We start from the raw sequence: 26,993 nt of genomic DNA, 5'->3' as shown, positions 1-26,993 counted from the left end.
GGAATTTGGCCACTGATTCCTTTAGCCCTGAACCTTGGTATAGGTCCCCTCACCTGCAAGAATGCCACGGAACCCGCCGGGCTCATCCAGACCAAAGACGATTAGTGGCAGGTTGTTGTCGCGCGCCAGCGCAATCGCCGAGGCGTCCATCACCCGCAGCCGTTTTGCCAAGACATCGTCATAGCTTACTGATTTGTATCGAACCGCGTCGGCATGCGTTTTCGGGTCCTTGTCATAAACGCCATCCACGCCGTTCTTGCCCATGAAGATGGCTTCACATGCCATTTCGTTTGCACGCAGTGTCGCCGCGGTATCGGTGGTGAAATATGGGTTCCCAGTGCCGGCAGCGAATATGCAAACGCGTTTTTTCTCAAGGTGGCGCACCGCGCGGCGGCGAATATAGGGCTCGCAGACCTCATCCATACGAATGGCCGAGATCACACGGGTGAAGACCCCAACCCCTTCCAGCGCGGATTGCATCGCCAGCGCGTTCATGACAGTTGCCAGCATTCCCATATAGTCAGCGGTTGTCCGTTCCATGCCCTGAGCCGAGCCTGACAGCCCGCGAAAGATATTGCCGCCTCCGATGACCATGCAAATCTCAACACCCAGATCGTGCACGGATTTGACCTCTTGCGCGATACGCTGAACGGTCGGCGGGTGCAGCCCGAAGCCCTGATCGCCCATCAGTGCCTCGCCGGAAATCTTCAGCATTACCCGGTTGTACTTTGTTTTCGGGGTTTCAGTGGTCTCGGTTATCTCTGTCGTCGGGGAAAGGCTCATGTTGCGCTCCGGGCTGGCACGGGTTTATTTTCCGGCGCAAAATGAAGCAAAACATCCGCAGGTTCAATGCGGATGGTAAGGAATAAGGCGACCGCGCATGGCCGACCACTCTGCGACCCGGCTCTGGGATCGCCTGCCCGGTATTCCGGACGACAAACCGGTACTGATCGCGGGCCCGACCGCATCGGGGAAATCCGATCTGGCCCTGCAGATTGCCGAACGTTGCGGCGGTGTTATCGTCAACGCAGATGCCAGCCAGGTCTACGATTGCTGGAGGGTCATTTCGGCGCGCCCATCAGCGACAGACGAAACCCGTGCGCCACACAGGCTTTACGGCCATGTCGCCTATGACCAGACCTATTCCACCGGCCATTGGCTGCGAGAGGTCACGCCATTGCTGTCCGACGGCCTGCGCCCAATCATTGTTGGTGGAACAGGTCTGTATTTTACTGCGTTGACAGAAGGTATGGCCGAAATCCCGGCCACCCCACCCGAAGTGCGGTATCAGGCAGATCAAATGTCGCTACCAACCCTGATCGAGGGCGTCGACGTCCGCACGTTGCAAGGACTGGACACCAACAACCGGGCACGCGTTCAGCGCGCCTGGGAGGTACAAACAGCAACTGGCCGGCCTCTGGCGGAATGGCAGGCGGACACCCCACCGCCGACACTGGCGTTAGACAATGCGGTGCCTTTGGTCTTTGATGTCGACAAAAGCTGGCTTGAAGAAAGAATCACCCGTCGATTTGATCAGATGCTGTCGCTTGGCGCGCTGGAAGAGGTCGCCGCGATGCGCGACCGATATGACCCCGCACTGCCCGCCTTCAAGGCCATCGGGGTACCCGAAATGATTGCCTATCTGGACGGCCGGATGACCCTGGATCAGGCTCGGGAAAGGGCAACGATTTCGACCCGGCAATTCGCGAAACGCCAGCGCACGTGGTTTCGGGCACGGATGAAAAACTGGAATCGGATCTACGTCGCATCCTGACTGACGGTGCGATAAACAGCAAATTTGGAAAAACCAAATCTACCAACCGGTTAACAGGCGGCTCTTACAGGGAATCGGCGCACATTCCAGTGGCGCATGGATTGCCATGTTCGTCACAAAAACTTAAGACCGCACAAATCGGACTTTCTGCACGAATGTCGCTTTTGTACTCTGAATGACGATTTCGAACATTGACCTCGGCCCAATTCTGGTGCGGAATGTCGGCATGGGGATGTACAGAATCCAAAGAAGAATACCCTCTGCCCTACTTCCCGGATCGGACCGGGGCGAGTAGCGCAAATCTTTACCAACAAAAATGAAGTGTCACAGGGAGACATACATGAGTAATCACAAAACCAACGGAGAACAGGTACACTGGGCGGCCGAGATGCACGCTCAGGAGTATCGTGACGGCAAACTGAGCCGCCGCGAGTTCCTGACCCGCGCGACCGGGCTGGGCGTGAGCGCCGCCGCAGCCTATGGCATGATCGGCCTGACCGCACCGGCCCCGGCATACGCCGAAGGTGAAGACGCCAAGAAGGAAGGCGGCACCTTGCGTGTCCAGATGGAAGTACGCGCGCTGAAAGAGCCGCGCACCTACGACTGGTCGCAGATCGCAAACGTAACCCGCGGCACGCTGGAATATCTGGTCGAATACAATTCGGACGGTACGTTCCGCGGCATGTTGCTGGAAGGCTGGGAAGTCAACGACGATGCGACGGAATACACACTGAAACTCCGTCAGGGCGTCAAGTGGAACAATGGCGACGACTTTTCCGCTGATGACGTGGCCCGCAATATTGCAGGCTGGTGCGACAAGAGCTCGGAAACCAACTCGATGGCCGGTCGTTTCGCGACCCTGATCGACGCGGACAGCGGGCAGGCGATTGAAGGTGCGATCGAGGTTGTTGATCCGCACACGGTGAAACTGAACCTTCCCGTTTCGGACATCTCGCTGATTGCGGGCATGGCCGACTACCCGGCGGCGATCATCCACAGCTCGTTTAGCGAAAACGATCTGCTGAACAATGTTGGCACTGGTCCCTACCTGATCCAGGACCTGGAAGTTGGCGTTAAGGCAACGCTGGTGCGGAACGAAAACCACACTTGGTGGGGCGAAGAAGTCTTTGGCCGTCCGGCATTGGACAGCATCGTCTATATCGACTACGGAACTGACCCGTCGGCCTGGCTGGCGGCGCTGGAATCCGACGAAGTCGACATGTTGTATGAATCCGTTGGTGAATTCATCGACGTGATGGACAGTCTCGGCTATGTAAAGTCCGAAGTGGTCACGATGAACACCATCGTCATCCGCCCGAACCAACTGGCCGAAGTGGACGGCAAACGCGTCTACGAAGACAAACGCGTCCGTCAGGCGCTGCAGATGGCGGTCGACAACTCGGTCTGTCTGGAACTTGGTTTCGGCGGTCGGGGTACAGCAGCCGAGAACCATCATGTGGGTCCGATTCACCCGGATTACTTCGAACTTCCACCGCAAAAAGTCGACCCGGAAGGCGCACGCAAGCTGATGGAAGAGGCCGGCATGGCCGATTTCGAGCACGAGCTGATCTCGATCGACGACGACTGGCGCCGCAACACCACAGACGCTGTGGCTGCACAGTTGCGTGATGCGGGTATCAAGGTAAAGCGGACCGTTCTGCCGGGTAACACCTTCTGGAACGACTGGGCGAAATACCCCTATAGCTCGACCAACTGGAACCACCGTCCGCTGGGTGTTCAGATTTGGGCTCTGGCCTATCGCACTGGCGAAGCCTGGAACGAGTTCGGCTGGTCCAATGCCGAGTTCGATGCGATCCTGACCGAAGCACTGGCAATCGCCGACGCGGATAAACGCCGCGAAGTCGTCGCCAAAGGTGAGGCTTTGATCCAGGAAGAAGGCGTCACGGTCCAGCCGTACTGGCGGGCACTGTATCGTCACATGAAGGATGGGCTTGTCGGCACTGACATGCACGTCTCGTTCGAACACCACCACTACAAGTGGGGCTGGGCGGCCTAAAACCTAAAAAAGTACGGGGCGCTCATAATGGGCGCCCCTTTCCAGCCGCAGACAGGCCGACACGGGGTCGGATGTCCGAGGCCAGCAAATGGTCCAATGATCTGCGGAACACCCGAACAACAGGGGCCATCATGGGACTATTCATCCTCCGACGGTTCGGCGTCATGCTGTTGACAGCATTATGTCTGACTTTCGTGGTCTTTTTTCTGACCAACCTTTATCCAAACCTTGAAAAGCTCGCCAAGACGCAGGGCAACCAGCGGATGTCCGACGAACAGGTCGAAACATGGCTGGGAAATCGCGGATATCTGCAACCGACACTTGTCAAGTACGGCCAATGGTTGGGCGTCATGCCGGGCTTCGTCAAAACGGCGGACGATGGTCAGGTTCAGGGTACGTGTACACGACCCGGCTCGACCATCGAAAATCTGCCTAGATTCTGCGGCATCCTTCAGGGCGACTGGGGGTATTCGACGGTCTTCAAGGACGAGGTCGGCAGTATCGTCGGCAAACGTCTGAGCAATACCGGGTATCTGATGTTCTGGGTTCTGGTCCTGATGGTTCCGACCGCCCTTCTGGTCGGAGTGCTGGCCGGCATGCGTGAAGGTTCTGCGCTGGATCGTTCACTGTCGACCTTCTCGATCATTACGACGGCAACGCCCGAATATGTGTCCGGTGTTATCTTCATCGCGGTCTTCACCTCGTCCACTGTGGGCTTGAAATGGTTCAAAGGCACGGCGACAGAGGCGATGGAGAACCCGACCTTCGAGAACTTCTTCCTGCCGGTCCTGACCATCGCGCTTTATGGGATGGGTTACATCGCCCGGATGACCCGCGCATCGATGACCGAGGTGATGACCGCCCAGTACATCCGCACCGCGCGGCTGAAAGGTGTCTCGTTCCCCAATATCGTCATGAAACACGCGCTGCGTAACGCGCTGATTGCGCCGTTCACAGTCATCATGCTGCAGTTCCCATGGCTGCTGAACGGCGTGGTGATCGTTGAAACCCTGTTCAACTACAAGGGCTTTGGCTGGGCGCTGGTGCAGGCAGCGGGCAACAACGACATCCAGCTGCTTCTGGCGATCTCGGTCGTGTCGGTCTTTGTGGTTCTGGTGACGCAGCTGATATCCGATATCGGCTATGTCTACCTCAACCCGCGCATCCGCATTTCGTAAGGGAGATAGATCATGGAACCTCTTACCTGGACCGGCTCTATCGCCTTTCTCAACCCCTTGCTGATGATCGCGTTGGCGGCGCTTTTGCTGTCCATCGTGGGCTGGATCGTCGGCAGCGTTGTTCTGCCCGAAGAGCAGGTCACCATTAATCCCGACGGCACGATTGCCGCCAGCACCGGCGTTCGCGGATTCACCAAAATGGGCCTGCGGTACAGTTTTCTGGCCTGCATCGGGCTGGCGGTGGCCTATGTGATCCTCGGAATTCTGATGGGAACCAGCGCGGGCATTATTGGGGCAATGTCCCAGCAATTCCTGCCCGTCTGGGTCTCGCTGATCATCATGTTCGCTATGTCCATCGCGTTCAAGCGGCGGCTGGGCCTCTATGGCAAGCTGTATGACAGTCCGATTGGTATGATCGGTTTCGGGCTGGTCATGTTCTGGGTCTTCACCGGAATTTTCGGTGCGCTGGATCTGATCGTGACACACGACCCGCTGGTGCAGCTCTCGGGCATGAAGAACAAAGTTCCCGGTACTCCTTTGCCAAACCTGGAAGAAGGTGAATACGCCTGGTATCTGCTGGGTGGCGACAACCTGGCCCGTGATGTCTTTAGCCGGATGGTCAAAGGGGCGTGGATCGTGGTGCAGATTGCCCCGCTTGCAACGCTTTTTGCCTTTATGGTTGGTATCACGCTGGGTTTGCCAGCTGGTTACTATGGCGGAAGACTGGACACTTTCCTGTCCTTCCTGGCCAACCTGATCCTGGCCTTCCCCGTAATTCTGCTGTTCTACCTGCTGGTTACACCTGAAATCGTCGCAACCGGTGTGCCGAATTACATGGCCGCGGTGCTGTTCGTGTTCCCGATCCTTTTCATCGGTGTCTTGCTGAATTCGCGCTACTATACGCGCCCGAATTTCCGCACGCCGCTGTTGATCGGGGTTTTGGGTGTGGCGATCTGGTTCTATCTGTCGCTGATCTCGACCGGCGGATACATCATCAATACCGAAAGCTATCGGATCTGGGGTCTGCCGACCTATCTGGACCTGTTCGATATCCCCGGCGGTATTCTTGTGGTCTTCGTCTCGGTGGTCTTCGTCAACTCGCCCACGGTGTTCCGTATTGTGCGCGGGCTGGCACTGGACATCAAAACCCGCGACTACGTCGCGGCGGCGCAGACGCGCGGTGAAGGTCCATGGTACATCATGCTGTGGGAAATCCTGCCCAATGCCCGAGGTCCGTTGATCGTCGATTTCTGTCTGCGGATCGGTTACACCACGATCCTTCTGGGAACCTTGGGTTTCTTCGGATTGGGCCTGCCTCCGGAAAGCCCGGATTGGGGTTCGACGATCAATGAGGGGCGTAAGCTTCTGTCGATCTACCTGCACCCTGCCCTTCCGCCTGCTTTCGCACTGTTGTCGCTGGTACTTGGTTTGAACCTGCTGGCCGACGGTCTGCGCGAAGAAAGTCTGAAGGACTGATGTGAGAGAGGCCGGGGGGCCAGCCCCCCGGACCCCCCGGGATATTTTTAGCCAGATGAAGGGGATCCCCGCGATCTGGCGAGGAGATAGCAAGATGAGCAAAATGGCGGAATATGACGGCCCGATCCTTGAGATCGACAAGCTGTCGATCTCGTTCTTTACCCGCCTGCGGGAAATTCCCGCTGTGATGGATTTCTCGGTCAGCGTACAACCCGGCGAAGCTGTCGGTCTGGTGGGTGAATCCGGTTGCGGCAAATCCACCGTGGCATTGGGTGTTATGCAGGATCTGGGCAAAAACGGTCGGATCGTGGGCGGTACGATCAAGTTCAAGGGTCGCGATCTGTCCGAGATGACTACCGAAGAACTGCGCGACATTCGCGGCAACGAGATCGCGATGATCTATCAGGAGCCGATGGCCTCACTGAACCCGGCGATGAAGATCGGCAGACAGCTGATGGAAGTCCCGATGATTCATGAGGGCGTGGGTGCCGAAGAGGCCTATGCCCGCGCATTGGAAGTGGTTACCGATGTGCGCCTGCCAGACCCCGAGCGGATGCTGAACAGCTTCCCGCATCAGCTGTCGGGTGGCCAGCAGCAGCGTATCGTGATTGCCATGGCGCTGATGTCGAAACCGGCGCTGCTGATCCTGGATGAGCCGACAACCGCGCTGGACGTGACCGTTGAGGCGGCCGTCGTGGAACTGGTCAAGGATCTGGGTAAGAAATACGGCACGTCGATGCTGTTTATCTCGCACAACCTTGGGCTGGTTCTGGAAACCTGCGACCGGCTTTGCGTGATGTATTCAGGGGAAGCGGTTGAGCGCGGCTCGATCAAAGACGTGTTCGACGAGATGCAGCACCCCTACACGCAGGCTCTGTTCCGCTCGATCCCGCTGCCTGGGGCCGATAAGAACTCGCGTCCATTGGTGGCCATTCCGGGCAACTTCCCCCTGCCCCATGAGCGGCCTCCGGGCTGCAACTTTGGTCCTCGCTGCGACTATTTCGAAGAGGGCCGCTGTGACGCAAAAGACATTCTGATGGAAGCAGTGCCCGGGAATGACCGGCACCACACGCGCTGTCTGAAATTCCAGGAGATCGACTGGAACGCGCCAATCACGGTTGGTGAGCAGAAAGAGAAAGGTGAAATCGGCCGGACTGTTCTGAAGATGGACAACCTCAAGAAATACTACGAGGTTGCGGCAAACGCCCTTTTCGGCGGCGGCGAGAAGAAGGTGGTGAAAGCCAACGAGACGCTGAGTTTCGAGGCACACGAATCCGAGACACTGGCCATCGTGGGCGAATCCGGTTGTGGCAAATCCACGTTCGCCAAGGTGCTGATGGGCCTTGAGACGGCCACAGACGGGCAGATTCTGCTGGATAACCGGAATATCGAACAAGTGCCGATCGAAGAACGGGACGCCAAAACCGTTGGCGAAGTTCAGATGGTATTCCAGAACCCGTTCGACACGCTGAACCCGTCGATGACCGTTGGGCGTCAGATCATCCGGGCGCTGGAAATCTTTGGCGTTGGTAATTCAGAGGCCGATCGCAAGAAGCGAATGCTGGAACTGCTGGATCTGGTGAAACTGCCTCGCGCGTTTGCGGACCGGATGCCGCGGCAGTTGTCGGGTGGTCAAAAGCAACGTGTGGGTATCGCCCGCGCCTTTGCCGGAGATGCCCGGATCGTGGTGGCGGACGAACCGGTCTCGGCTCTGGACGTGTCGGTTCAGGCCGCCGTGACCGATCTGCTGATGGAAATCCAGCGCGAGCAGAAGACGACGCTGCTGTTCATCAGCCACGACTTGTCCATCGTGCGCTATCTCAGCGACCGTGTCATGGTGATGTATCTGGGCCATGTGGTCGAGCTAGGCACCACAGATCAGGTCTTCAGCCCGCCCTATCACCCCTATACCGAGGCGTTGCTGAGCGCGGTTCCGATCGCAGATACGTCGGTCGAAAAAGAGCACATTGTGCTTGAGGGCGACATTCCTTCGGCTATGAACCCACCACCGGGTTGCCCGTTCCAGACGCGCTGCCGCTGGAAAACCGAGGTGCCGGACGGTCGGTGTGAATCGCACGTACCGCCGGTTCAGACCCTGGCGGACGGGCATCAGGTCAAATGTCACCTGGCCGAGGATATTCTGGCACGCATGGAGCCGGTCATCAAAATCGCAGCCGAATGAGCGAATGAAAGTATGGACAGGGGCGCCAGATAACGTCTGGCGCCCCTGTCACGTTTCTGGAAAACACATTGCATAGCTCAGACGCGCCGTCATTGGCCTGTTTTTGAAATGGATTTAGATGAAAGTATTAAGCGACCGCCGCGCGCGGGCCATTTTGGGCCTGCATTTGTCCGGTACATTTTGCGCAAGCATGACGGCCCCGTTTATTCCATTCTTCATTGTCGAAGAACTGGGGCGCCCGCCGTGGCAAATCAGCGTTTACAGCGCCCTTGGTATCCTGCTGACGGTGTCCATCAACAGGTATTTTGCAGCAAAACTCGACTGCGGGGGACGGTTTGCGCCTTTTGTGGGTCTGTCGATTGCCGGTTACGTGACAGCGCTGGTGTCGGCTCTGCTCTGGCCGTCTTATTGGACATTGATCACCGTGTGCGTTCTGGGCTTCAGCCTCAGCAGTAGCTCCCTCTCCACCATGTACAGTTTTGGGCGCATCAGTGCCGAACGCTTTGGGTTCGAGATCGCACCCTTCAATGCCTGGCTCCGAGCTATGACCTCATTGGGTTGGATGATGGGACCGGCGCTTGCCTTCTTTGTGGCCGGGCAATGGGGGGCAAAATGGGTGTTCGTTGGGGGTTTATTCGCTGCAACTCTGTGGGGTCTTCTTTGGTGGCGAACAATGCCCCGGGACGCACGCGCAGAGATCGCTGTCAAACCCGAGGAAACGGTCGGGGAAACTGACCGGATGCTTTGGCTGGCCGTTACAGCATGTCTGTTGTTCTCGACGGCCCATGTGCTCTGCAGCAGCGCTCTACCCCTGTTCTATGTGCGAGAGGCGGGATTGCCCGCGTTTGCCCCGGGTCTGTCCTTTTCAGTCAAAACCGCAACCGAGATTGTCATTATTTTGGCCACTCCCATTCTGCTGCGCCGTTTATCCGCATTGGCCGGATTGATCCTGGCTGGGGTTCTCGGGCTGTGCGCCTTTCTCATCCTTTCACAGGTCCAGGATGTCAGCTCCATGGTCGCCGGTGCGGCACTTGAAGGCGCGTATTACGGGTTGTTTGCCGGTGTCAGCCTGACCTTTGTGCAAGGCTTTGCGAATGGGCGGATGGCGCGGGCCAACGCACTCTACGTCAACAGCCTTTTCATTGGAGCGCTGTTTGCCGGGCCTTCCGTTGGGGTGATTGCGCAGTTGTCCAGTTTCCAGACCGCAATTCTTGCGGCATGCCTGCCGATGCTTGGCGCCTTGCTTGTCCTGATTATTTCGGCCCGTATCCGAAGCCGGAGCGGCCTGGTCACGACCTGAAGGCATACCAAACGCGAATTAGCCGCCCCAGATGACTTTTACGTAATTCTGCGTTTCTTTGTAAGGCGGGATGCCGCCATGCCGCTCAACAGCTTCGGGGCCCGCATTATAAGCGGCCAACGCAAGGCGCCATGACTTGAATTTGCGATATTGCCACGACAGATAGCGTGCCCCGCCCTCAAGGTTCTGGATCGGGTCATGCGGGTTGACGCCAAGCAATCGCGCGGTCTGTGGCATCAGTTGCGCCAGCCCCAATGCCCCCTTGTGCGACTTGGCGTGCGGGTTCCAGCCGCTTTCCTGCTGAACAAGACGCAGGAACAGCTCCTCGGGCACATTATGCTGGCGTGCGGCCTTTCGCGCATGTTCCAGATATTGTCCCTTATAATTTCCGGTGTAACGCTTGGCGAACGTGCCCCGCTCGGTCTTTGGCTTCAGCCGTTCGGAGTCGCGGTACTGACTGGCCGCTCGGCCATCCAGGACCTTGGCTTGTTTGAGGAAAATCGCCTTGCGGCTTTTGGAAGACAGCGTCTCGGCCGCAACCGGTCCTGACGTCGCAACCAAAAACAGCGCAGCAAAACCACCAACCAGAAAACGCATAAACGCCTGTCCCGCTCGTTCCTAAACCCGACGGATTATAGATATCGCTGCCAGAAATGAAAGCTTGGTTAAGAAGCGGCTAAGATTTTAGCGATGACCGTTGCGTTATCAACCGTGTTTTAACCAAGACGCAGGCCGTATAGGGTCAGCAGAAGAAATCTGCGCCAGATTCGGGCGCACTCCAGTCAGAAAAGAACGAGGGAATACATGGCGGGTTCAGTCAACAAGGTCATTCTGGTCGGAAATCTGGGTCGCGACCCCGAGGTTCGGACCTTTCAGAACGGCGGCAAGGTCTGCAACCTGCGCATTGCGACCTCGGAAACCTGGAAGGACCGCAACACCGGTGAACGCCGCGAACGGACCGAGTGGCATTCGGTCGCCATCTTCAACGAAGGGCTTGTGCGCGTCGCCGAGCAATATTTACGCAAGGGTTCCAAGATCTATGTAGAGGGTCAGTTGCAGACCCGCAAATGGCAGGACCAGTCGGGCCAGGACCGCTATTCGACCGAAGTTGTCCTTCAGGGGTTCGGCTCGACCCTGGTCATGCTGGATGCCCGCGGCGAAGGCGGCGGTCAGTCGGGCGGGTACGGCGGTGGTCAGGCCGGCGGCGGATACGGCGATCCCTATGGTGGTTCGTCCAGCGCACCCGCACCGGCATCCGGCGGGATCGACGACGACGAGATTCCGTTCTAACCAAATCGGAGACGCAATATGGCATGGTCCTTCTCGCTCGGCCGGTTGCTCGGCTCGGAACTGAGGGTCCATGTCACCTTTTTCCTGTTGCTGGCATGGGTTGGGTTCGCCGCCTATTCCAGTGGTGGCTGGCCGGCAGCCATCGACAACATCCTTTTCGTTCTGGCACTTTTTGTCTGTGTCATTGCGCATGAGTTCGGCCACGCACTGATGGCGCGGCGCTATGGCATCAAGACACCTGACATCACCTTGCTGCCGATCGGCGGTTTGGCACGGCTGGAGCGGATGCCGGAAAACCCGATGCAAGAGGTCTGGGTGGCCCTCGCCGGCCCCGCCGTAAATGTGGTGATCTGGTTGATCCTGGTCGTTTTGGGGGCGGGAATGCAGATCGACTCGCTGGCCCAGATCGACTCGCCCCGTGCCGATCTCCTCAGCCGTCTGGCCTTTGTCAATTTGCTGCTGGCTGTGTTCAACATGATCCCTGCGTTCCCCATGGATGGCGGGCGGGTATTTCGTGCGCTGTTATGCCTGAAGATGGATCGTGTCAAAGCCACGCGCATCGCCGCCTTTGCGGGGCAGTTTGTTGCCGTTGGCCTCGGTTTTCTGGGGCTGACCACGGCCAATCCCATTCTCGTGTTGATTGCCGTATTCGTCTTTGTTGCTGCAAATGCCGAAAGCCAGGACGTCGCCATGCGTTCCGTCGCGCGGCGCGTGATGGCGCGCGACGCGATGATTACCGAGTTCCGCGCGCTTTCGCCGGACGACACGCTCAGCACTGCCGCGCAGGCGGTCATTCACACGACGCAACACGAGTTTCCCGTGATCGGTCCCGATGGAGCATTGCTGGGTTTTGTGACGCGAAACCGGCTGTTCACAGCGCTGGCCGAGGATCATCCTCGCTCTGACCGCGCAACTTCCATTATGGAGGCTGACATTCCGCAGGTTGCTTTGACCAGCGGGCTGAACAAGGTACTGGAAGGCTTGCACAAAGGCGCGCCAGCCATCGCAGTCTGTACCGAGGGCGGACATATGGTCGGCTATATTACCCGCGAGAACATTGGCGAGTTGATGGTGATACAGGGGCGTTGACCACCACGCCCTAACAAGTTGCCAAAGCGTCTTCGAGGACAGTTAGCACCGCATCCCGCGGCACGTCGGATGTGACAAAGGCCTGTCCGATCCCGCGTGCCAAAATGAACCGAAGTTGACCATCCACGACCTTTTTGTCTTGTGCCATCAGACCGACCAATGCCTCGGCCCCCGGTAGATCGCCGGGAATGTCGGCCAGATCGGTCTTCATTCCCATGTTGCGCAGATGCGCGCGCACGCGGCTGGGGTCTTCCTGCGAACACAGGCCCAAACGCGCCGACAGTTCAAAGGCCAGCGCACAACCGATGGCGACACCTTCGCCATGCAGCAAACGGTCGGAGTAGCCAGTCGCGGCCTCCAGCGCGTGGCAGAAAGTGTGACCCAGGTTCAGCAGGGCCCGATCGCCCTGCTCGGTCTCATCCCGCGCCACGATATCAGCTTTCATCTGCACCGAACGGGTCACAGCCTGGACACGTGTTGCCATGTCTCCTGCCGAGAGGGACGGACCATTGACTTCAAGCCATTCAAAGAAATCCGCATCGCCCAACAGGCCGTATTTAACGACTTCGCCATATCCAGCGAGGAAATCCCGTGGCGTCAGTGTTCCCAGTACCGACGTATCGGCCAGCACCAGCGAGGGCTGGTGAAACGCACCAATCAGGTTCTTGCCTTGCGGCGCGTTTATGCCTGTTTTGCCGCCGACCGAACTGTCCACCTGAGCCAACAGCGAGGTTGGGATCTGCACAAATCGCACCCCGCGCCGCAACACGGCGGCCGCAAAGCCGGCCAGATCGCCGATCACGCCGCCGCCAAAAGCGACTACAACATCCCGTCTTTCGACCTTTTCCGCCAGCAGCCATTCGACCGCGCGTTCAAAATGCGGCCAGCTTTTGGTGGCTTCACCGGCTGGAAGAGCCAGCGACGTCACCTTGACGCCTGCTGCGCCCAAACCGTCCCGCAATGCATCCAGATGCAGCGCGGCAACCGTCTCATCCGTCAACACAGCCACGCGCGGGCGCGGCAATAGCGGAGCGATACGCGCTCCTGCCTGCGCCAACAGATCAGGGCCTATCTCAACGTCATAGGATCGGTCGCCCAACTCGACATGTACGGTTTGATGCATTTACTTCTGTTCCAAAACATCCGGGCGCGTGACCAGCTTGACCAGCACCCTGTCCACCATTTCTTCAATCGCGGTTTCACCGTCGGAATCGGCCACCAGATCGGCCTGCTCATAAATCGGGACCCGCGCTTCATACAGCGCGCGCAAGGTCGCATAGGGGTCGGCCGTACGCAAAAGCGGGCGCGTGTCCTTGTGACGCACGCGGTTCCACAACACATTCAGGTCGGCGCGCAACCAGACAGATACTCCGCGTTCCGAGATCATCCGGCGATTTCCTTCCGCCAGAAAAGCACCGCCACCCGTCGACAGAATGCCTCGTTCCTCGTCCAGAAGCCGGCTGATGACCTGGCTTTCCTTTGCGCGAAAGAATTCCTCGCCGTCGCGGGCAAAAATCTCGGGGATGGTCATATTGGCGGCCGATTCGATCTCGGCATCGCTATCCAGAAACGGAACACCAAGCCGGGCGGCCAACGCCCTGCCCACCGCTGTTTTCCCAGCGCCCATCATGCCAACCATAACAACGGTTTTGTGCAGATCATACCGTTGCGCTTTGCTTGCCTGACGAGTGTTATGCTTAATTTCGCTCATTTCATCGTGAATGACGTGATCTTGCGAAAAATGCCAGTTATAACTTGGACAAAACCAAAAATTGAGGCAGCGTTTACCCATGGGCCGTCTGTTAAAGTTCCTGCTCTACATCATTTGCCTGTGTTTCATCGGGCTGGTGGGCTATGCCTATCTGGGGCCGTTCTTCGGGGTGGATTTTTCCGCGCCGCAAAGTGAAATCCGTGAACCGGTCATTCTGAATGCCGACTAAAACCGCCATTCTGGCGCTGTTTCTGGCGGGTGCGGCACAAGCCCAGACGCAAGAACCTTTGTCGGTTATCGACTGGCTGTCCGCCCCGCCCGAAAACCTGCCTGGCACTGTTCTGCTTGAGCCCCCTGTGACACAGACCGGGCTGCAACCCGATGTGCATGTCACACCGCTTGAGGCCCTGTCGCCGCCCCTGGGGCTGGTATCTTCGTCAGTCACCGGCCTGCCCGTGAACCTTTGGCAGCGAAGCGATCCCGCGCGGTTGGCCGAGTTGATCGCGCGTGTTCCGGTCAAGGCTAACCCGGCCATGCAGCGACTGCTGTTCACTTTGCTTCTGTCCGAAGCCCGCCCACCTGCAGTGTCTGATGCACCAGACGAACTGCTGATGGCTCGGCTGGACCGTCTAATGCAGTTGGGTGCGGCGGACCCGGTTCAGTCCTTGGTGCAACTCGCAGGACCCACCGACTCGCAAGACCGTTTCAAACGTTGGTTCGATGCCACATTGCTGACGGGTGACGAGGATCGCAGTTGTACGGCATTGATCGCGCAGCCCCACCTGTCACGGGACTATGCGGCCCAGATATTCTGCAAGGCGCGACGCGGCGACTGGACCTCGGCCGCCCTGACACTTGAGGCAGCGCATGCGTTGCAGGTCTTGCCGCAAGAAGAACTGGACCTGTTGGACCGCTTTCTCAGCCCCGAGCTGTTCGAAGGCGCGGCATATCTACCGCAGCCCGAGGACCCGGACCCGCTGACCTTCCGCCTGTTCGAGGCTATTGGTGAACGGCTGCCAACGGCATCGCTGCCCCGCGCCTTTGCCAACGCAGACCTGCGTGACGTGGCCGGGTGGAAAGCACAGGTCGAAGCGGCTGAACGCCTGACACGTATCGGAGCGTTGACCCCCAATCAACTGCTGGGGCTTTACACCGAACGCAAACCCGCAGCGTCCGGCGCAGTCTGGGATCGGGTGGCCGCCATTCAGCGCTTTGATTCTGCGCTACAACCCAACAATCCCGACGGCGTCGCAAAAACTCTGCCCGAAGCGTGGAAGCAGATGCGCAGTATTGGGCTTGAAGTTCCCTTTGCCGAGCTCTTTGCCGACAGACTGTCAAACGTTTCGCTTGAAGATGCCATTGCGGAGAATCTGCGCTGGCGTGTTCTGTTGTTATCCGAGCTTTATGAAGAGGCTGCACTGGCGGAACCCGACGGACCCGAGGAAAACCAGTTTCTTGCCGCACTGGCGCATGGGGATCCCGGGCGGGCGCGCTCTCCTTCTCCTTTAGCAGATGCGATCTCGGAAGGGTTTGCTTGGTCCGCCCCCATTCCGTCAGACATTGATGCGATGCTGAAAAACGAGCAGCTGGGCGAAGCCATTCTGGAATCGATGAACCTGTTTGCCCATGGCGCGCGGGGTAATCTGGTAGACCTGACCGCAGCCATCGCTGCGTTTCGGCGCGTCGGCCTCGAAGATACGGCACGCCGCGCATCATTGCAGCTGATGATCCTGAATGGGGCCTGACCATGACGGCACCTGCTACTCAGGATTTGTGGATATCCACTTTTTTGGAAGCGCAGGCAGCTGAACTTGGCGCGGCCACGAACACGCTGCTTGCTTACGGGCGTGATCTGCGCAATTTCTCAGAGTGGTTGGATCGACACAAATCAAGCTTTGCCAGCGCCGACCGGGATCAGATCGAAAGCTATCTGATTGATTGCGACGCCGAAGGCTTGTCACGCTCGACCCGTGCACGCCGCTTGTCGGCGATCAAGCAGCTTTATCGGTTTGCCTTTGAGGAAGGCTGGCAAGAGGCCAATCCGGCCATTCAGATCAAGGGGCCGGGACGGCAGAAACGCCTGCCCAAGACGCTGGATGTCGTCGAGGTCGACCGGCTGCTTGAGGCCGCGCGTCAAACCGGACGCAGCACGGCGGACAAAGTACGCAATACCTGCCTGATGGAGCTGCTTTATGCCACCGGAATGCGTGTGACTGAACTGGTGTCTTTGCCCGTCTCATCAGCTCGAGGCGATCCGCGCATGTTGTTGGTTCTGGGAAAAGGCGGCAAAGAACGGATGGTTCCGCTGTCGCCGCCTGCACGCGAGGCGCTGGCTGCTTGGTTGATCTTTCGGGATGAATCGGAAGAAGACGCTGTGTCCAAAGGGGCGCAACGGTCTCGGTTCCTGTTCCCCTCACGCGGTAAATCCGGTCACCTGACCCGGCACAGGTTCTTTCTGTTGGTCAAGGAACTGGCGGTTCAGGGCGGTGTTACCCCGGGAAAGGTCACACCCCATACGTTGCGCCACGCTTTTGCGACCCACCTGTTGGCCAATGGTGCTGATCTCAGATCCATCCAGACACTGCTGGGTCACGCGGATGTCGCAACGACCGAAATATACACCCATGTTCTGGACGAACGCCTGTCCGAACTGGTGCTGGAACACCACCCTCTGGCAAAGGATGATCCGGGCGACAAGGGCTAACCCCTTGATCAGACGGGGCAGCGCCCCCATAACGGATGCAGTATCAAGAATAATCAAGGACCGATGGAACCCACAGACTCTCTGCTTGATGGCGCCTTCTGGATCACATCAGGCTCTATCCTTCTCTTGCTCGTGCTGTCGGGCTTTTTCTCTGGCTCGGAAACGGCTCTGACGGCCTCATCCCGCGGCAAACTGCGGGCGCAAGCAGACAAGGGATCGCGCGGAGCGCGCAAGGCACTGGATATCACCGAAGACAACGAACGTCTGATCGGATCGGTCCTGCTGGGCAACAACCTTGTGAACATCCTTGCGGCTTCACTGGCAACGGCCCTTTTCACTAAACTGTTCGGGGAAAGCGGCGTGGCGCTGGCGACGCTGGTGATGACATTTCTCGTGCTGATCTTCGCCGAAGTGTTGCCCAAGACCTATGCCATCACCAATGCGGAAAAGGCGGCGGCCGCCGTTGCGCCTGTTATCGGCATTGTCGTGACGGTCTTTTCACCCGTCGTGGCCGCAGTCCGCCTGTTGGTTCGTGGAGTTCTGCGCGTGTTCGGCGTTCGGATCGACCCGGACAGCAATATCCTTGCAGTGCGCGAGGAAATTGCCGGTGCGCTGCAGTTGGGCCACTCCGAAGGCGTGGTCGAAAAAGAAGACCGGGACCGTATTCTTGGCGCGCTGGATCTGGGCGACCGGGCGGTGGAAGAAATCATGCTGCATCGCTCGAACATCGAGATGATCGATGCAAATGACGAACCCGAGGCGATCCTGAAGCAATGTCTCGAAAGTCCTCACACCCGCCTGCCCGTCTTCAGGGACGAGCCCGAAAACATCGTTGGCGTTGTCCATGCCAAGGACTTGTTCCGCGCAATGTATGCGCAGGTTGGCGGCACAGGGGGCGACACGGGCCGGCTAAAGAAATTTGACATCGCAAAAGTGGCAAATGACCCGTATTTCGTTCCGGAAACCACAACTCTGGACGACCAGATGCGCGAATTTCTTCGAATGCACAGCCATTTTGCGTTGGTCGTGGACGAATACGGCTCGCTGCGCGGGCTGATCACGCTGGAGGACATTCTGGAAGAGATCGTTGGCGAAATCGCCGATGAATTCGATATCGACGAAGACGTGCCGGTTACCCGGACCGAGGACGGGCAATACCTGGTCGAGGGCGCCATGACCATTCGCGACCTCAACCGGGCGCTTGAATGGTCCCTGCCCGATGAAGAGGCCAACACGCTGGCGGGTCTGGTGATCCACGAAGCACAGATGATCCCGATCGTGGGTCAGGTTTTCTCGTTCCACGGGTTCCGGTTCGAAGTCACGGCACGCGAAGGTAACCGGATCACCGGGCTGAAAATACGTCCCCTGTAGCATCTGGATAAGTCTCGGTTTTTTTGGCCGCTGAACTTTGCGGGCGTTGGCATGGTCTCTGCTGCATGTCCTGAAACCTTGGATGTGTGACCGGCCCCGCGCGTCCGTCTCGGTACGGGCTTGGGTGGTGTGCTTCGCAGCAAACGACACTTGTTGTCGCTAACGGAACAGTATTGCGCGCGATCCGGCGACAGGTTTTGCAAAACAGCAGGAGGCCAATGTGAAAAGCACTACCCAAGTCGCAGTGATCGGCGGCGGCGTCGTCGGATGTTCCGTTCTCTACCACCTGACCAAGCTGGGCTGGTCCGATGTGATGCTGCTGGAACGCTCGGAACTGACAAGCGGATCGACCTGGCACGCGGCGGGCGGGTTTCACACGCTGAACGGCGACACCAACATGGCCGCGCTGCAGGGCTATACGATCCGGTTGTATAAAGAGCTGGAAGAGATCACCGGCATGTCCTGCGGGCTGCATCATGTGGGTGGCATCACGCTGGCCGACAATCAGGACCGGTTCGACATGCTGTTGGCCGAACGCGCCAAGCACCGGTTCATGGGGCTCGAAACCGAGATTGTAGGGCCGGACGAGATCAGGAAGATTGCTCCGATTACCAACACTGACGGGATCATCGGGGCACTCTACGACCCACTGGATGGCCACCTTGACCCGTCGGGGACAACCCACGCCTACGCCAAAGCCGCCCGAATGGGAGGTGCCACAATCGAAACCCATTGCATGGTGCGCGAAACCAACCAACGCCCCGACGGTACGTGGGACGTGGTCACGGACAAAGGCACCATACATGCCGAACATATTGTCAACGCAGGTGGCCTGTGGGCGCGTGAAGTTGGCGCGATGGCCGGGGTCTACTTCCCGCTGCATCCGATGGAACATCAATACCTGGTCACGGATTCGATCCCCCAGATCGAGGCGATCATCGACGCGGGCGGTGAGCATCCGCATGTGATGGACCCGGCAGGTGAAAGCTATTTGCGGCAGGAAGGACGCGGGTTGTGCATCGGGTTCTATGAACAGCCCTGCAAACCCTGGGCCGTGGACGGCACCCCGTGGGAATTCGGGCACGAGTTGCTGCCGGATGATTTCGACAAAATCACAGACAGTATCGAATTCGCCTATCGCCGCTTCCCGGTTCTGGCCGAGGCCGGAGTGAAATCGGTAATCCACGGACCGTTCACTTTTGCGCCTGACGGCAACCCTCTGGTCGGCCCGGTTCCCGGCATGCGGAACTATTGGTCCGCGTGTGGCGTCATGGCCGGGTTCAGCCAGGGTGGCGGTGTCGGCCTGACTTTGGCGCAGTGGATGATCGAGGGTGAGCCCGAACGCGACGTCTTTGCCATGGATGTGGCCCGCTTCGGCGACTGGATCAGCCCCGGTTACACGCGACCAAAGGTGATCGAGAATTATCAGAAACGTTTCAGCGTTGCCTACCCGAACGAGGAGTTGCCCGCCGCGCGCCCAAATCGAACCACGCCGATGTATGATATCTTCACCGATCTGGGCGCGGTCTGGGGGCAGCAATTCGGGCTGGAAGTTCCGAACTATTTCGCACGGGGCGATGAGCCGGGCTACGAAACGCCGTCCTTCCGCCGCTCGGACGCGTTTGACGCAACCGGTCGCGAAGTGCGGGCGGTGCGCGAGGGCGTGGGTATCAACGAGGTGCACAATTTCGGCAAGTACCGCATCACCGGCGCCGGTGCCCGTGACTGGCTGGACCGGATCATGGCGGGCCGTATCCCGAAGCCCGGACGCCTGTCCCTGACACCGATGCTGTCATCCCGGGGCAAGCTGATCGGGGATTTCACCATCTCTTGCCTTGGTGAACATGAATTCCAGTTGACCGCGTCCTATGGCAGCCAGGCGTTCCACATGCGCTGGTTCCTGCAGAACGCGCGGGACGGCGTGATCATCGAAAACATCAGCGACCGTCTGAACGGGTTCCAGATCGCCGGTCCCAAAGCGGCAGAGGTTTTAGCCGCCTGTACCCGCGAAGACATTTCGGGCATCAAATTCCTTGACGTGCAGCGCATAACTGTCGGCATGACAGACTGCACGGTCCAAAGGGTCAGCTATACCGGCGACCTGGGTTATGAAATCTACTGCGACCCGATGGCCCAGCGGCAATTGTGGTGGACATTGTGGCAGGCCGGACAGCCGCACAACATGGTGCCGTTCGGAATGCGCGCGATGATGAGTCTGCGCTTGGACAAGTTCTTTGGTTCGTGGATGCGTGAATTTTCACCGGACTATACGGCGGCAGAAGTTGGGCTGGACCGGTTTATCTCATTCGCCAAAAATGCCGATTTCGTAGGTCGTGCAGCTGCCGAGGCAGAGCGTGCGAACGGTACGGCCCGCAAGCTGGTGGCGTTTGAAGTCGACGCTGCGGATGCCGATGTGAACGCATATGAACCGATCTGGCTTGAAGGTCGGGTTGTGGGATTCTGTACCTCAGGCGGATATTCTCACTTCGCTCGGAAATCCATTGCCATGGGCTTTCTGCCAGTTGACCGCGTAGCCGATGGGCTGGAGGTTGAAATCGAGATATTGGGGCAAATGCGCCCGGCCCGCGTGATCTCGACGCCATTGTTCGATGCGAATGGCGCGCGTATGCGGGGATGACTTGTTGCCCGTCTGACGGCATGGTGGCGGTATGATACGAATTCCCGTCATCCTGCTGGCCGCCGGTCAGTCGCGCCGTATGGGTGGTACAGACAAACTGTTGCAGGTGGTCGACGGCATGACTTTACTGCGCCGAACAGCGCTACGGGCAATGTCCGTGGGGCCCGTCATTGTCGCCCTGCCGCCCCCTCCGCACCCGCGTTATGGCGCGCTGGACGGGCTCGAAGTGGAAAAGGTGCCGATCCCAGACGCAGCAGAGGGTATGAACGCCAGCCTTCGCGGCGCGCTGAAACACGTGGCGCCCGACGCCTCGGCGGCGATGGTGTTGCTGGCAGACCTGCCGGACCTGACCGAGGCCGACTTGTTGGCGGTACAGGAATCCATGACAGACAATCCCGGCTGCTTGATCTGGCGCGGAGCGACCAGCGACGACATTCCGGGCCACCCAGTTGTTTTCGACCGGTCACTTTTTGGTCGGCTGTCGAAGCTGTCTGGTGATGGCGGCGCTCAGTCCGTGGTGAAAGCTTGCAAGAACAAAGTGCATGTCCAGCGTCTTCCGGGGCGAAACGCCCTGCTGGATCTGGATACGCCCGAGGATTGGACACGCTGGAGAAATGACCGTTCCGCTTGAAAACATTGCCACAAAACAGGGTCGCAAAATGAACACGGCCCGGTCGATAACGACCGGGCCGGTTGCCCTAAATCAAGACTACCACTTTTCACCAATCCCGAACGCGCGACCGGATCACCTCATGGGTTTTCCGTGATCGCTGCCGAACCTAAACAAGACCCCCTCGTTAACAAGCAGCTCAGCGCCTACGGTAACAGTCATATGCCGTTGACACCCCCTAGTGCCTCAGGCCCCCCTCGATTGGGCAAGTTCATCGTCACCCATAAGATGCGCGCAAACAATGTAAAATTGGAGAAAGCGGCTAATTTTGCTGGTCGCGGCCTTGCTTTTGCGCAACAGCGCGCACCCATTGATTCCCGCTTAGGTTGCGCGCTCGGATAGCTCAAACTCGATCGATTTGGTTCTTTTCAAACGGAAATCTCTCAAAACCACTGTTTTGCAGATACCTGCGCGATGTCAGCCCCAATGCAGAAAAAACTCGTTTCTACCTATACGGGTTCTTGTTGCCAGACTTCGCCGCTGCCGTTTCTTTGTTAACAAAAATGATTCAATTCAACACTTTTGACAACTCCCTGCCCATCTCGGCAACAATCCACCGATTCGACTGACGCGCATCAGCGTGATTCTGTTCATCCGAAACCGGAACAGCCCGTTTAGCGCATCAGAAAGTGGCAAAATTAAGGTTTCTTAATCTTCTGTACAGAAACCCCAAAGACTGATGCGGCATCTCCTGTTTCCAAGCGCGGACTGAACCGCCAAACACATACAGGAGTCATAATGAGCATCCGAAAATCCTCACTGCTTTTCCCGCGTACGTCCAACTGGATCGGCGCTGGCGCCCTGGGCGCGGCCATGTTGGCCACCACGGCCCTCCCCTCGATGGCAGACGAGGCCTTGGCTGATCTGGTCGAGGCGGTGTCGCCATCGGTCGTGACCATCATCGCCGAGCAATCCGCGACCCCTGCGCCCGCACAGGGACAGGATTTCGATTTTGAGGGCCATCCGTTTGGTGAATTCTTCAAGCGGTTCGGTGGTCCCGAAGGCTTCAACATGCCACAACGCGGACCCAGTCAGGGTCTGGGATCCGGTTTCGTGCTGGACCAAGCGGGTTATATCGTCACGAACCACCACGTTGTCGACAATGCCAGCACGATCACGGTTCGCCTGAACGATGACCGCACCTTCGAGGCTGAAATCGTGGGCACCGATCCATTGACAGACATTGCCGTGCTCAAGATCGATGCCGGTGAGAACCTTCAGGCGGTCGAAATGGGCGACAGCGATGTCATTCGCGTTGGCGAAGACGTTGTCGCCATCGGCAACCCGTTCGGACTCAACTCAACGGTCACCACCGGTATCGTGTCGGCCAAGGGCCGCAACATCTCGGAAGGTCCATATGCCGAGTTCATCCAGACCGATGCGGCGATCAACAAGGGCAACTCGGGCGGTCCGCTGTTTAACATGGAAGGGGAAGTGATCGGTGTGAACTCGGCCATCTATTCGCCTAGCGGCGGTTCCGTTGGGCTGGGTTTTGCCGTGACCTCGAACATTGTTGAACACATTGCCGCCGATTTGCGCGATGACGGTCAGGTCAGCCGCGGCTGGCTGGGCGTATCGATCCAGAGTATCAGCCCACAACTTGCGGCAGCCATGGGTATCGACGCAGCGACCGGTGCTCTGGTGTCGGATGTTGTTTCCGGCAGCCCCGCTGATGGTGTGTTGCAGCAAGGCGACGTGATCCTGTCCTTCAACGACGAGGCCGTCAAAACCAGCAGCGATTTACCGATCCTTGTAGGCACGACCAAAGCCGGTACCGATAGCGTCCTTACTGTTTTGCGGGACGGCAAGCAGCAGCAGATCGAACTGACCATTGGTCAGCATCAATCGGCCGCCGCAACCAGCGACACCGTGGTTGAAGACAAGTTCGCGGACAGCGCTCTGGGTGTCACAGTTGCACCGTTGACCGAAGCCGCACGCGCTGAAATCGGTGTGGCCGAGACCGTGGACGGAGTGGTTGTGACCGAATTGCAGCCCGAAGGCCCTGCGGCCAAGGCCGGATTGCAGCGTGGCGATGTCATCATCCGCCTTGGCAATCAGGACACGGCGACACCGGACGCTCTGCAAACCGCATTGGAAAGCGAAAAGACTGATCCGGCACTGGTTCTGATCAATCGCGGCGGCAATCAGATCTTCGTTGCGGTTGAGCTTGCCTAACCCCCCAGCGCGTACCTTTGATGGGGAAATTAGGTGCGCGCCTCCTGGCTGGCATGGTTTGTCCACGTGCCGCCGGGACGGCCGGGTGCGGCTTCGCACCCGGCATGTTTTTTTTAGCCATCATCTGTGCTTAAATCCCGTATGAAAGGACCCCATGTATGAGTAGACGCCTGTTGATTGTTGAGGATGACGCCGACACTCGGGATTTCATTGCCAAGGGCTTTGCTGAAGAAGGCTATGTGGTCGAGATTGCATCGGACGGTCGCGAAGGGTTGTATCACGCCACCGATGGCGGGTTTGACGCCGTCGTACTGGACAGAATGCTGCCGGGGCTGGACGGGTTGTCCCTGGTCAAATCGATGCGGGCGGCCGGATTGAAAACACCGGTTCTGATGTTGACCGCGATGAGCGCCGTGGACGAACGCGTCAAAGGCCTGCGAAGCGGTGCAGACGATTATCTGGTCAAACCGTTCTCGTTCCAGGAATTGCATGCCCGGATCGAAGCCCTGTTGCGCCGCCCGCAAGAGGCGGAAGAAACCCCCACCCTTACCTGCCGCGATCTCGAGATGGATCTGCTGACCCGCAAAGTTACGCGCGGCGGGCGTGAAATCACCCTGACCCCGCGCGAGTTCCAGATTCTCGAGTTCTTTTTGCGCCGCAAGAACCGTGTCGTATCTCGTACCATGCTGCTGGAAGGTGTCTGGGACTACCATTTTGACCCGAACACAAACGTCGTGGACGTGCATATTTCGAAGCTGCGCAGGCAGTTGGACGAAGACGGCGCCGATCCCCTGATCGAGACGGTGCGTGGCGCCGGATACATGGTATCGGATGGCTGAACTGCGCCTGTCGCTCAAAAACGCACGCACGCGGCTGGTTCTGGCCAGCATGGTCCTCAGCACACTGCTGACGGCCACCGTTCTGGCAGTTGTTTATGTGACGGCGAACAGTACCATTTTAGGCGAGACCCGGTCTGTTGTCTCGGCCGAGCTTACTGGGCTGGCAGATGAATATGAGCGGCGCGGATTGATCGGCCTGATGACCGCCATCGAAAGACGCCTCCCAAGCGCACCAGAACGGGACGCGGTGTACCTGCTGGCTGACCGCAATGGCTTAAAACTGGCCGGGAATCTCACGAGCTGGCCGGAAGGTATTGCCGCAGGAAGCGGTTGGGTCGATTTGAACCTGCGAAAGGTCGACACCGATCAGTTTGTTCCGATTTCCGCCGCCTCTGTCCGGTTGCCTGGCGGCGAGCGTTTGCTGGTCGGACGCGATGCGCAAGCCCGGCAGCAATTCGACCGGGTGCTATGGCGCTCGGTCGTACTGGCGTTGGCCGCCGCCTTCGCACTCAGCCTGTTGACCGGCTGGCTGTTGACCCGGCTGGTGTTCTCGCGTCTGAAAGATATTGCTGATACGGCCGATGACATTGTGTCGGGGGACCTGTCTCACCGAATGCCCATTCGAGGTACTGGCGATGAATTCGATCAGATGGCCGGCACCCTGAACAACATGCTTGATCGGATCGAGGAGCTGATCAGCAATTTGCGCACCACGTCGAACTCGATCGCGCACGACCTGCGGTCACCACTGTCGCGGCTGCGTCAAAGGATCGAAGCGCTGGCCGAACCCGGCAAATCCGATCAGGAGCGTGAAGCCGATATTGCCCGGGCGACGGTGGAGATCGACCATTTGCTGCGAGTATTCAGCCAGCTTACCGAGATTTCGCGGGCCGAGGCCGGCCTGGGACGCGAGCAGTTCGAACAGGTGAACCTTCTGCAACTGGTCGGGGATGTGGTCGAGCTGTACGAGCCCGTCGCCGCGGACCAGGGTATTCGCCTTGAGGTGACGGGGACGGCCGAACCGATTCAGGGGCATCGCCCCCTTCTGTCGCAAGCTTTGTCAAACCTTCTGGAAAACGCGATGCGGTATGCACCGGCCGGAACAGCGATTACCATAAATCTTGCTGAGGATGGCCCCAACGCCCTGCTCAGTGTTCGCGATCGCGGCCCTGGTGTACCCGAAGCTGACCTGCCGCGACTGAAACTGCCCTTCGTGACACTGGACCCTGCCCGAACCGGGCGAAATGCCGGGTTGGGTCTGGCGCTGGTTGCTGCCATCGCCCACATGCATGGCGGAACGTTCCTGGCGCGAAATCGCGAACCGGGACTGGAAACCTTCATACAGTTGGCGCGAAAACCTTAGTCGGGCACACCGTTGATCGCCATATTCTTGTTTTTATAGCGTTTGTCTTCGGTCACATCGGCACCAAACCAGTCCGGGGGCGTGAACTCGGTGGCCTCGGCTTCCGTGTCAAACTCAACCTCGACCAGACGCAACGGCGCAAGGTCGCCCTGAAACACATCCAGCTCATAGATCCGCCCGTCTGCGAGTTGCCCTGTATACCGCTCTTTCTCGACACGGCGACCAGATGTCTCGGGCCAGAAGGTTTCGAACTGCTCCGCAGAAATCTCGGTTTCCCGTTCCACACGAACCATTGAACCGCCACCTTTGAGCGTAAGAAAATAGGTGGCGTTTTTCTGTCGCAAACGCAGTTCGGTCGAGTCGTCGGGCGCAGTCAGATAACCCTGACGCACCACCGCCTTTTGCACGTTTTTCAGATCCGGCAACGAAGCCACGAGGAATTTGCGTTCGATCTCCTTACTCATTTCGCTGCGGTCGCTCCGTTCTCTAATTCGTCAAACAGCGCCTGATAGGCCGCGCCCGAAGCGCGACGACCGGCGTAGGCCTGCAAAGGCGCGCGGTGCTGGCCCATGCGTTCAATTTCGGCGGCAAAGGGAATACTGGCTTGAAGGAACCGCTTGCGGTACTGCTTGCGCATGGCCCGCATCGTTTCCTGATGCATTCTCTTGCGTTTCTGCACCATCGAGAAGAAGGCCCTCAGCTTCTTCTTGGGCAATTTGCTGGCTTCGAAGAACCCGACCAGTTGATCGAAAGTCCGCTCTGACAATGTGGTCGGAATCACCGGAACAACGATGACATCCGCCGCCTTGAAAATGTTCTCGGAAAGAGTTGAAAAGTTCGGCGGACAGTCGAGGATGATCAAGTCGTAGTCCCCGCCAACCGACTTCAAAGCTTTTTTTAATCGAGAACGTTTGTTCCGCATCCGTGACAGGAAGATATCGAAATCGCGGAAGGTCAGGTTGGCGGGAAGCACATCCAGCCCTTCATAATCGCTGGCCCGAATGGATTTGGTAAAGCGTTTCACGTCCTCGAAAAACCGCGCCTCGGTCAGCTTCTTTGACGGTTTGACACGCAGATAAAACCCCGAAGCACCCTGCGGGTCCAGATCGCATAACAGCACACGCTTACCAGCTTGCGCATAGGCATGGGCCAGGTTCACTGAAGTGGCCGTTTTTCCGACCCCGCCCTTGTTGCTGTAGCAGGCGATGACCTTCAT

The 26,993-nt window shown here is 58.4% G+C and carries 23 protein-coding genes; 17 read left to right on the top strand and 6 right to left on the bottom strand.

What is annotated here, in order from left to right:
• Window positions 1–21: 21 nt before the first annotated feature.
• Window positions 22–783, bottom strand: coding sequence for a UMP kinase (gene pyrH / locus AC2TDJ_RS03540; RefSeq protein WP_480839294.1), 762 nt, complete (start codon window positions 781–783; stop codon window positions 22–24).
• 97 nt (window positions 784–880) lie between these two features.
• Here pyrH and miaA point away from each other — a divergent pair, with 97 nt between their 5' ends.
• The 6 genes from miaA to AC2TDJ_RS03510 all read left to right on the top strand — a co-directional run bounded on the left by miaA (window position 881) and on the right by AC2TDJ_RS03510 (window position 9,927).
• Window positions 881–1,774 carry a tRNA (adenosine(37)-N6)-dimethylallyltransferase MiaA gene (miaA, locus tag AC2TDJ_RS03535; protein WP_480839292.1) on the top strand — a complete coding sequence of 298 codons (894 nt, stop codon included), beginning with the start codon at window positions 881–883 and terminating at the stop codon, window positions 1,772–1,774.
• 340 nt (window positions 1,775–2,114) lie between these two features.
• Window positions 2,115–3,791: an ABC transporter substrate-binding protein gene (locus tag AC2TDJ_RS03530; RefSeq protein WP_480839290.1), complete on the top strand. Its 1,677-nt coding sequence runs from the start codon at window positions 2,115–2,117 to the stop codon at window positions 3,789–3,791.
• A gap of 131 nt (window positions 3,792–3,922) precedes the next feature.
• Window positions 3,923–4,969, top strand: coding sequence for an ABC transporter permease (locus AC2TDJ_RS03525; protein WP_480839288.1), 1,047 nt, complete (start codon window positions 3,923–3,925; stop codon window positions 4,967–4,969).
• Between the two features lie 12 nt (window positions 4,970–4,981).
• Entirely contained in the window at window positions 4,982–6,445 is a 1,464-nt protein-coding gene (locus AC2TDJ_RS03520; RefSeq protein WP_480839286.1) for an ABC transporter permease, read from the top strand.
• 94 nt (window positions 6,446–6,539) lie between these two features.
• Window positions 6,540–8,627, top strand: coding sequence for a dipeptide ABC transporter ATP-binding protein (locus AC2TDJ_RS03515; protein WP_480839284.1), 2,088 nt, complete (start codon window positions 6,540–6,542; stop codon window positions 8,625–8,627).
• 118 nt (window positions 8,628–8,745) lie between these two features.
• A complete protein-coding gene (locus AC2TDJ_RS03510) occupies window positions 8,746–9,927 on the top strand; it encodes an MFS transporter (protein WP_480839282.1) in 1,182 nt (393 codons plus the stop codon).
• Between the two features lie 18 nt (window positions 9,928–9,945).
• On the opposite strand, the gene AC2TDJ_RS03505 is transcribed toward AC2TDJ_RS03510, so the two are convergent.
• Entirely contained in the window at window positions 9,946–10,524 is a 579-nt protein-coding gene (locus tag AC2TDJ_RS03505; RefSeq protein WP_480839280.1) for a lytic transglycosylase domain-containing protein, read from the bottom strand.
• Between the two features lie 207 nt (window positions 10,525–10,731).
• Between AC2TDJ_RS03505 and ssb the strand changes: the two genes are divergently transcribed.
• Both ssb and AC2TDJ_RS03495 read left to right on the top strand, forming a co-directional pair.
• Window positions 10,732–11,217, top strand: coding sequence for a single-stranded DNA-binding protein (gene ssb / locus AC2TDJ_RS03500; protein ID WP_480839278.1), 486 nt, complete (start codon window positions 10,732–10,734; stop codon window positions 11,215–11,217).
• 18 nt (window positions 11,218–11,235) lie between these two features.
• Window positions 11,236–12,306, top strand: coding sequence for a site-2 protease family protein (locus AC2TDJ_RS03495; RefSeq protein ID WP_480839276.1), 1,071 nt, complete (start codon window positions 11,236–11,238; stop codon window positions 12,304–12,306).
• 10 nt (window positions 12,307–12,316) lie between these two features.
• On the opposite strand, the gene aroB is transcribed toward AC2TDJ_RS03495, so the two are convergent.
• Together aroB and AC2TDJ_RS03485 are read right to left on the bottom strand one after the other, a co-directional pair.
• The gene (aroB, locus tag AC2TDJ_RS03490; RefSeq protein WP_480839274.1) at window positions 12,317–13,429 is read right to left on the bottom strand and encodes a 3-dehydroquinate synthase; all 1,113 of its coding nucleotides are present in this window, start codon (window positions 13,427–13,429) and stop codon (window positions 12,317–12,319) included.
• Entirely contained in the window at window positions 13,430–14,017 is a 588-nt protein-coding gene (locus AC2TDJ_RS03485; protein ID WP_480839272.1) for a shikimate kinase, read from the bottom strand.
• A gap of 79 nt (window positions 14,018–14,096) precedes the next feature.
• Between AC2TDJ_RS03485 and AC2TDJ_RS03480 the strand changes: the two genes are divergently transcribed.
• The 9 genes from AC2TDJ_RS03480 to AC2TDJ_RS03440 all read left to right on the top strand — a co-directional run bounded on the left by AC2TDJ_RS03480 (window position 14,097) and on the right by AC2TDJ_RS03440 (window position 25,777).
• Window positions 14,097–14,246, top strand: a complete 150-nt coding sequence (locus AC2TDJ_RS03480) for a hypothetical protein (protein WP_480839270.1) — start codon at window positions 14,097–14,099, stop codon at window positions 14,244–14,246.
• On the top strand, window positions 14,236–15,762 hold the full coding sequence (locus tag AC2TDJ_RS03475) for a hypothetical protein (RefSeq protein WP_480839268.1): 1,527 nt from the start codon (window positions 14,236–14,238) through the stop codon (window positions 15,760–15,762). Before AC2TDJ_RS03480 ends, AC2TDJ_RS03475 begins: the two co-directional genes overlap by 11 nt.
• A gap of 2 nt (window positions 15,763–15,764) precedes the next feature.
• Complete coding sequence (locus tag AC2TDJ_RS03470; RefSeq protein ID WP_480839266.1) at window positions 15,765–16,721, top strand: tyrosine recombinase; 957 nt, start codon at window positions 15,765–15,767, stop codon at window positions 16,719–16,721.
• A 63-nt stretch (window positions 16,722–16,784) separates the two neighbouring features.
• Window positions 16,785–18,092 (top strand): HlyC/CorC family transporter, encoded by a 1,308-nt coding sequence (locus AC2TDJ_RS03465; protein WP_480839264.1) that lies wholly within the window; start codon window positions 16,785–16,787, stop codon window positions 18,090–18,092.
• Between the two features lie 220 nt (window positions 18,093–18,312).
• Window positions 18,313–20,730 (top strand): GcvT family protein, encoded by a 2,418-nt coding sequence (locus tag AC2TDJ_RS03460; protein ID WP_480839262.1) that lies wholly within the window; start codon window positions 18,313–18,315, stop codon window positions 20,728–20,730.
• 31 nt (window positions 20,731–20,761) lie between these two features.
• Complete coding sequence (locus AC2TDJ_RS03455; protein ID WP_480839260.1) at window positions 20,762–21,361, top strand: nucleotidyltransferase family protein; 600 nt, start codon at window positions 20,762–20,764, stop codon at window positions 21,359–21,361.
• A 777-nt stretch (window positions 21,362–22,138) separates the two neighbouring features.
• Window positions 22,139–23,575, top strand: a complete 1,437-nt coding sequence (locus AC2TDJ_RS03450) for a DegQ family serine endoprotease (RefSeq protein ID WP_480839258.1) — start codon at window positions 22,139–22,141, stop codon at window positions 23,573–23,575.
• 158 nt (window positions 23,576–23,733) lie between these two features.
• Window positions 23,734–24,414, top strand: coding sequence for a response regulator transcription factor (locus tag AC2TDJ_RS03445; protein WP_480839256.1), 681 nt, complete (start codon window positions 23,734–23,736; stop codon window positions 24,412–24,414).
• A complete protein-coding gene (locus AC2TDJ_RS03440) occupies window positions 24,407–25,777 on the top strand; it encodes a sensor histidine kinase (RefSeq protein WP_480839254.1) in 1,371 nt (456 codons plus the stop codon). Before AC2TDJ_RS03445 ends, AC2TDJ_RS03440 begins: the two co-directional genes overlap by 8 nt.
• Here the strand turns inward: AC2TDJ_RS03440 and AC2TDJ_RS03435 are convergent.
• Window positions 25,774–26,241 (bottom strand): CYTH domain-containing protein, encoded by a 468-nt coding sequence (locus tag AC2TDJ_RS03435; RefSeq protein ID WP_480839252.1) that lies wholly within the window; start codon window positions 26,239–26,241, stop codon window positions 25,774–25,776. The two genes, AC2TDJ_RS03440 and AC2TDJ_RS03435, sit on opposite strands and share 4 nt — an antisense overlap.
• On the bottom strand, window positions 26,238–26,993 hold the full coding sequence (locus AC2TDJ_RS03430; RefSeq protein WP_480839250.1) for a ParA family protein: 756 nt from the start codon (window positions 26,991–26,993) through the stop codon (window positions 26,238–26,240). Before AC2TDJ_RS03430 ends, AC2TDJ_RS03435 begins: the two co-directional genes overlap by 4 nt.

This window comes from Ruegeria sp. HKCCD6647-2, from assembly GCF_057221075.1.
Note: the sequence above shows the minus strand (reverse complement) of the source record. Positions and strands in the feature narration are given on the sequence as shown.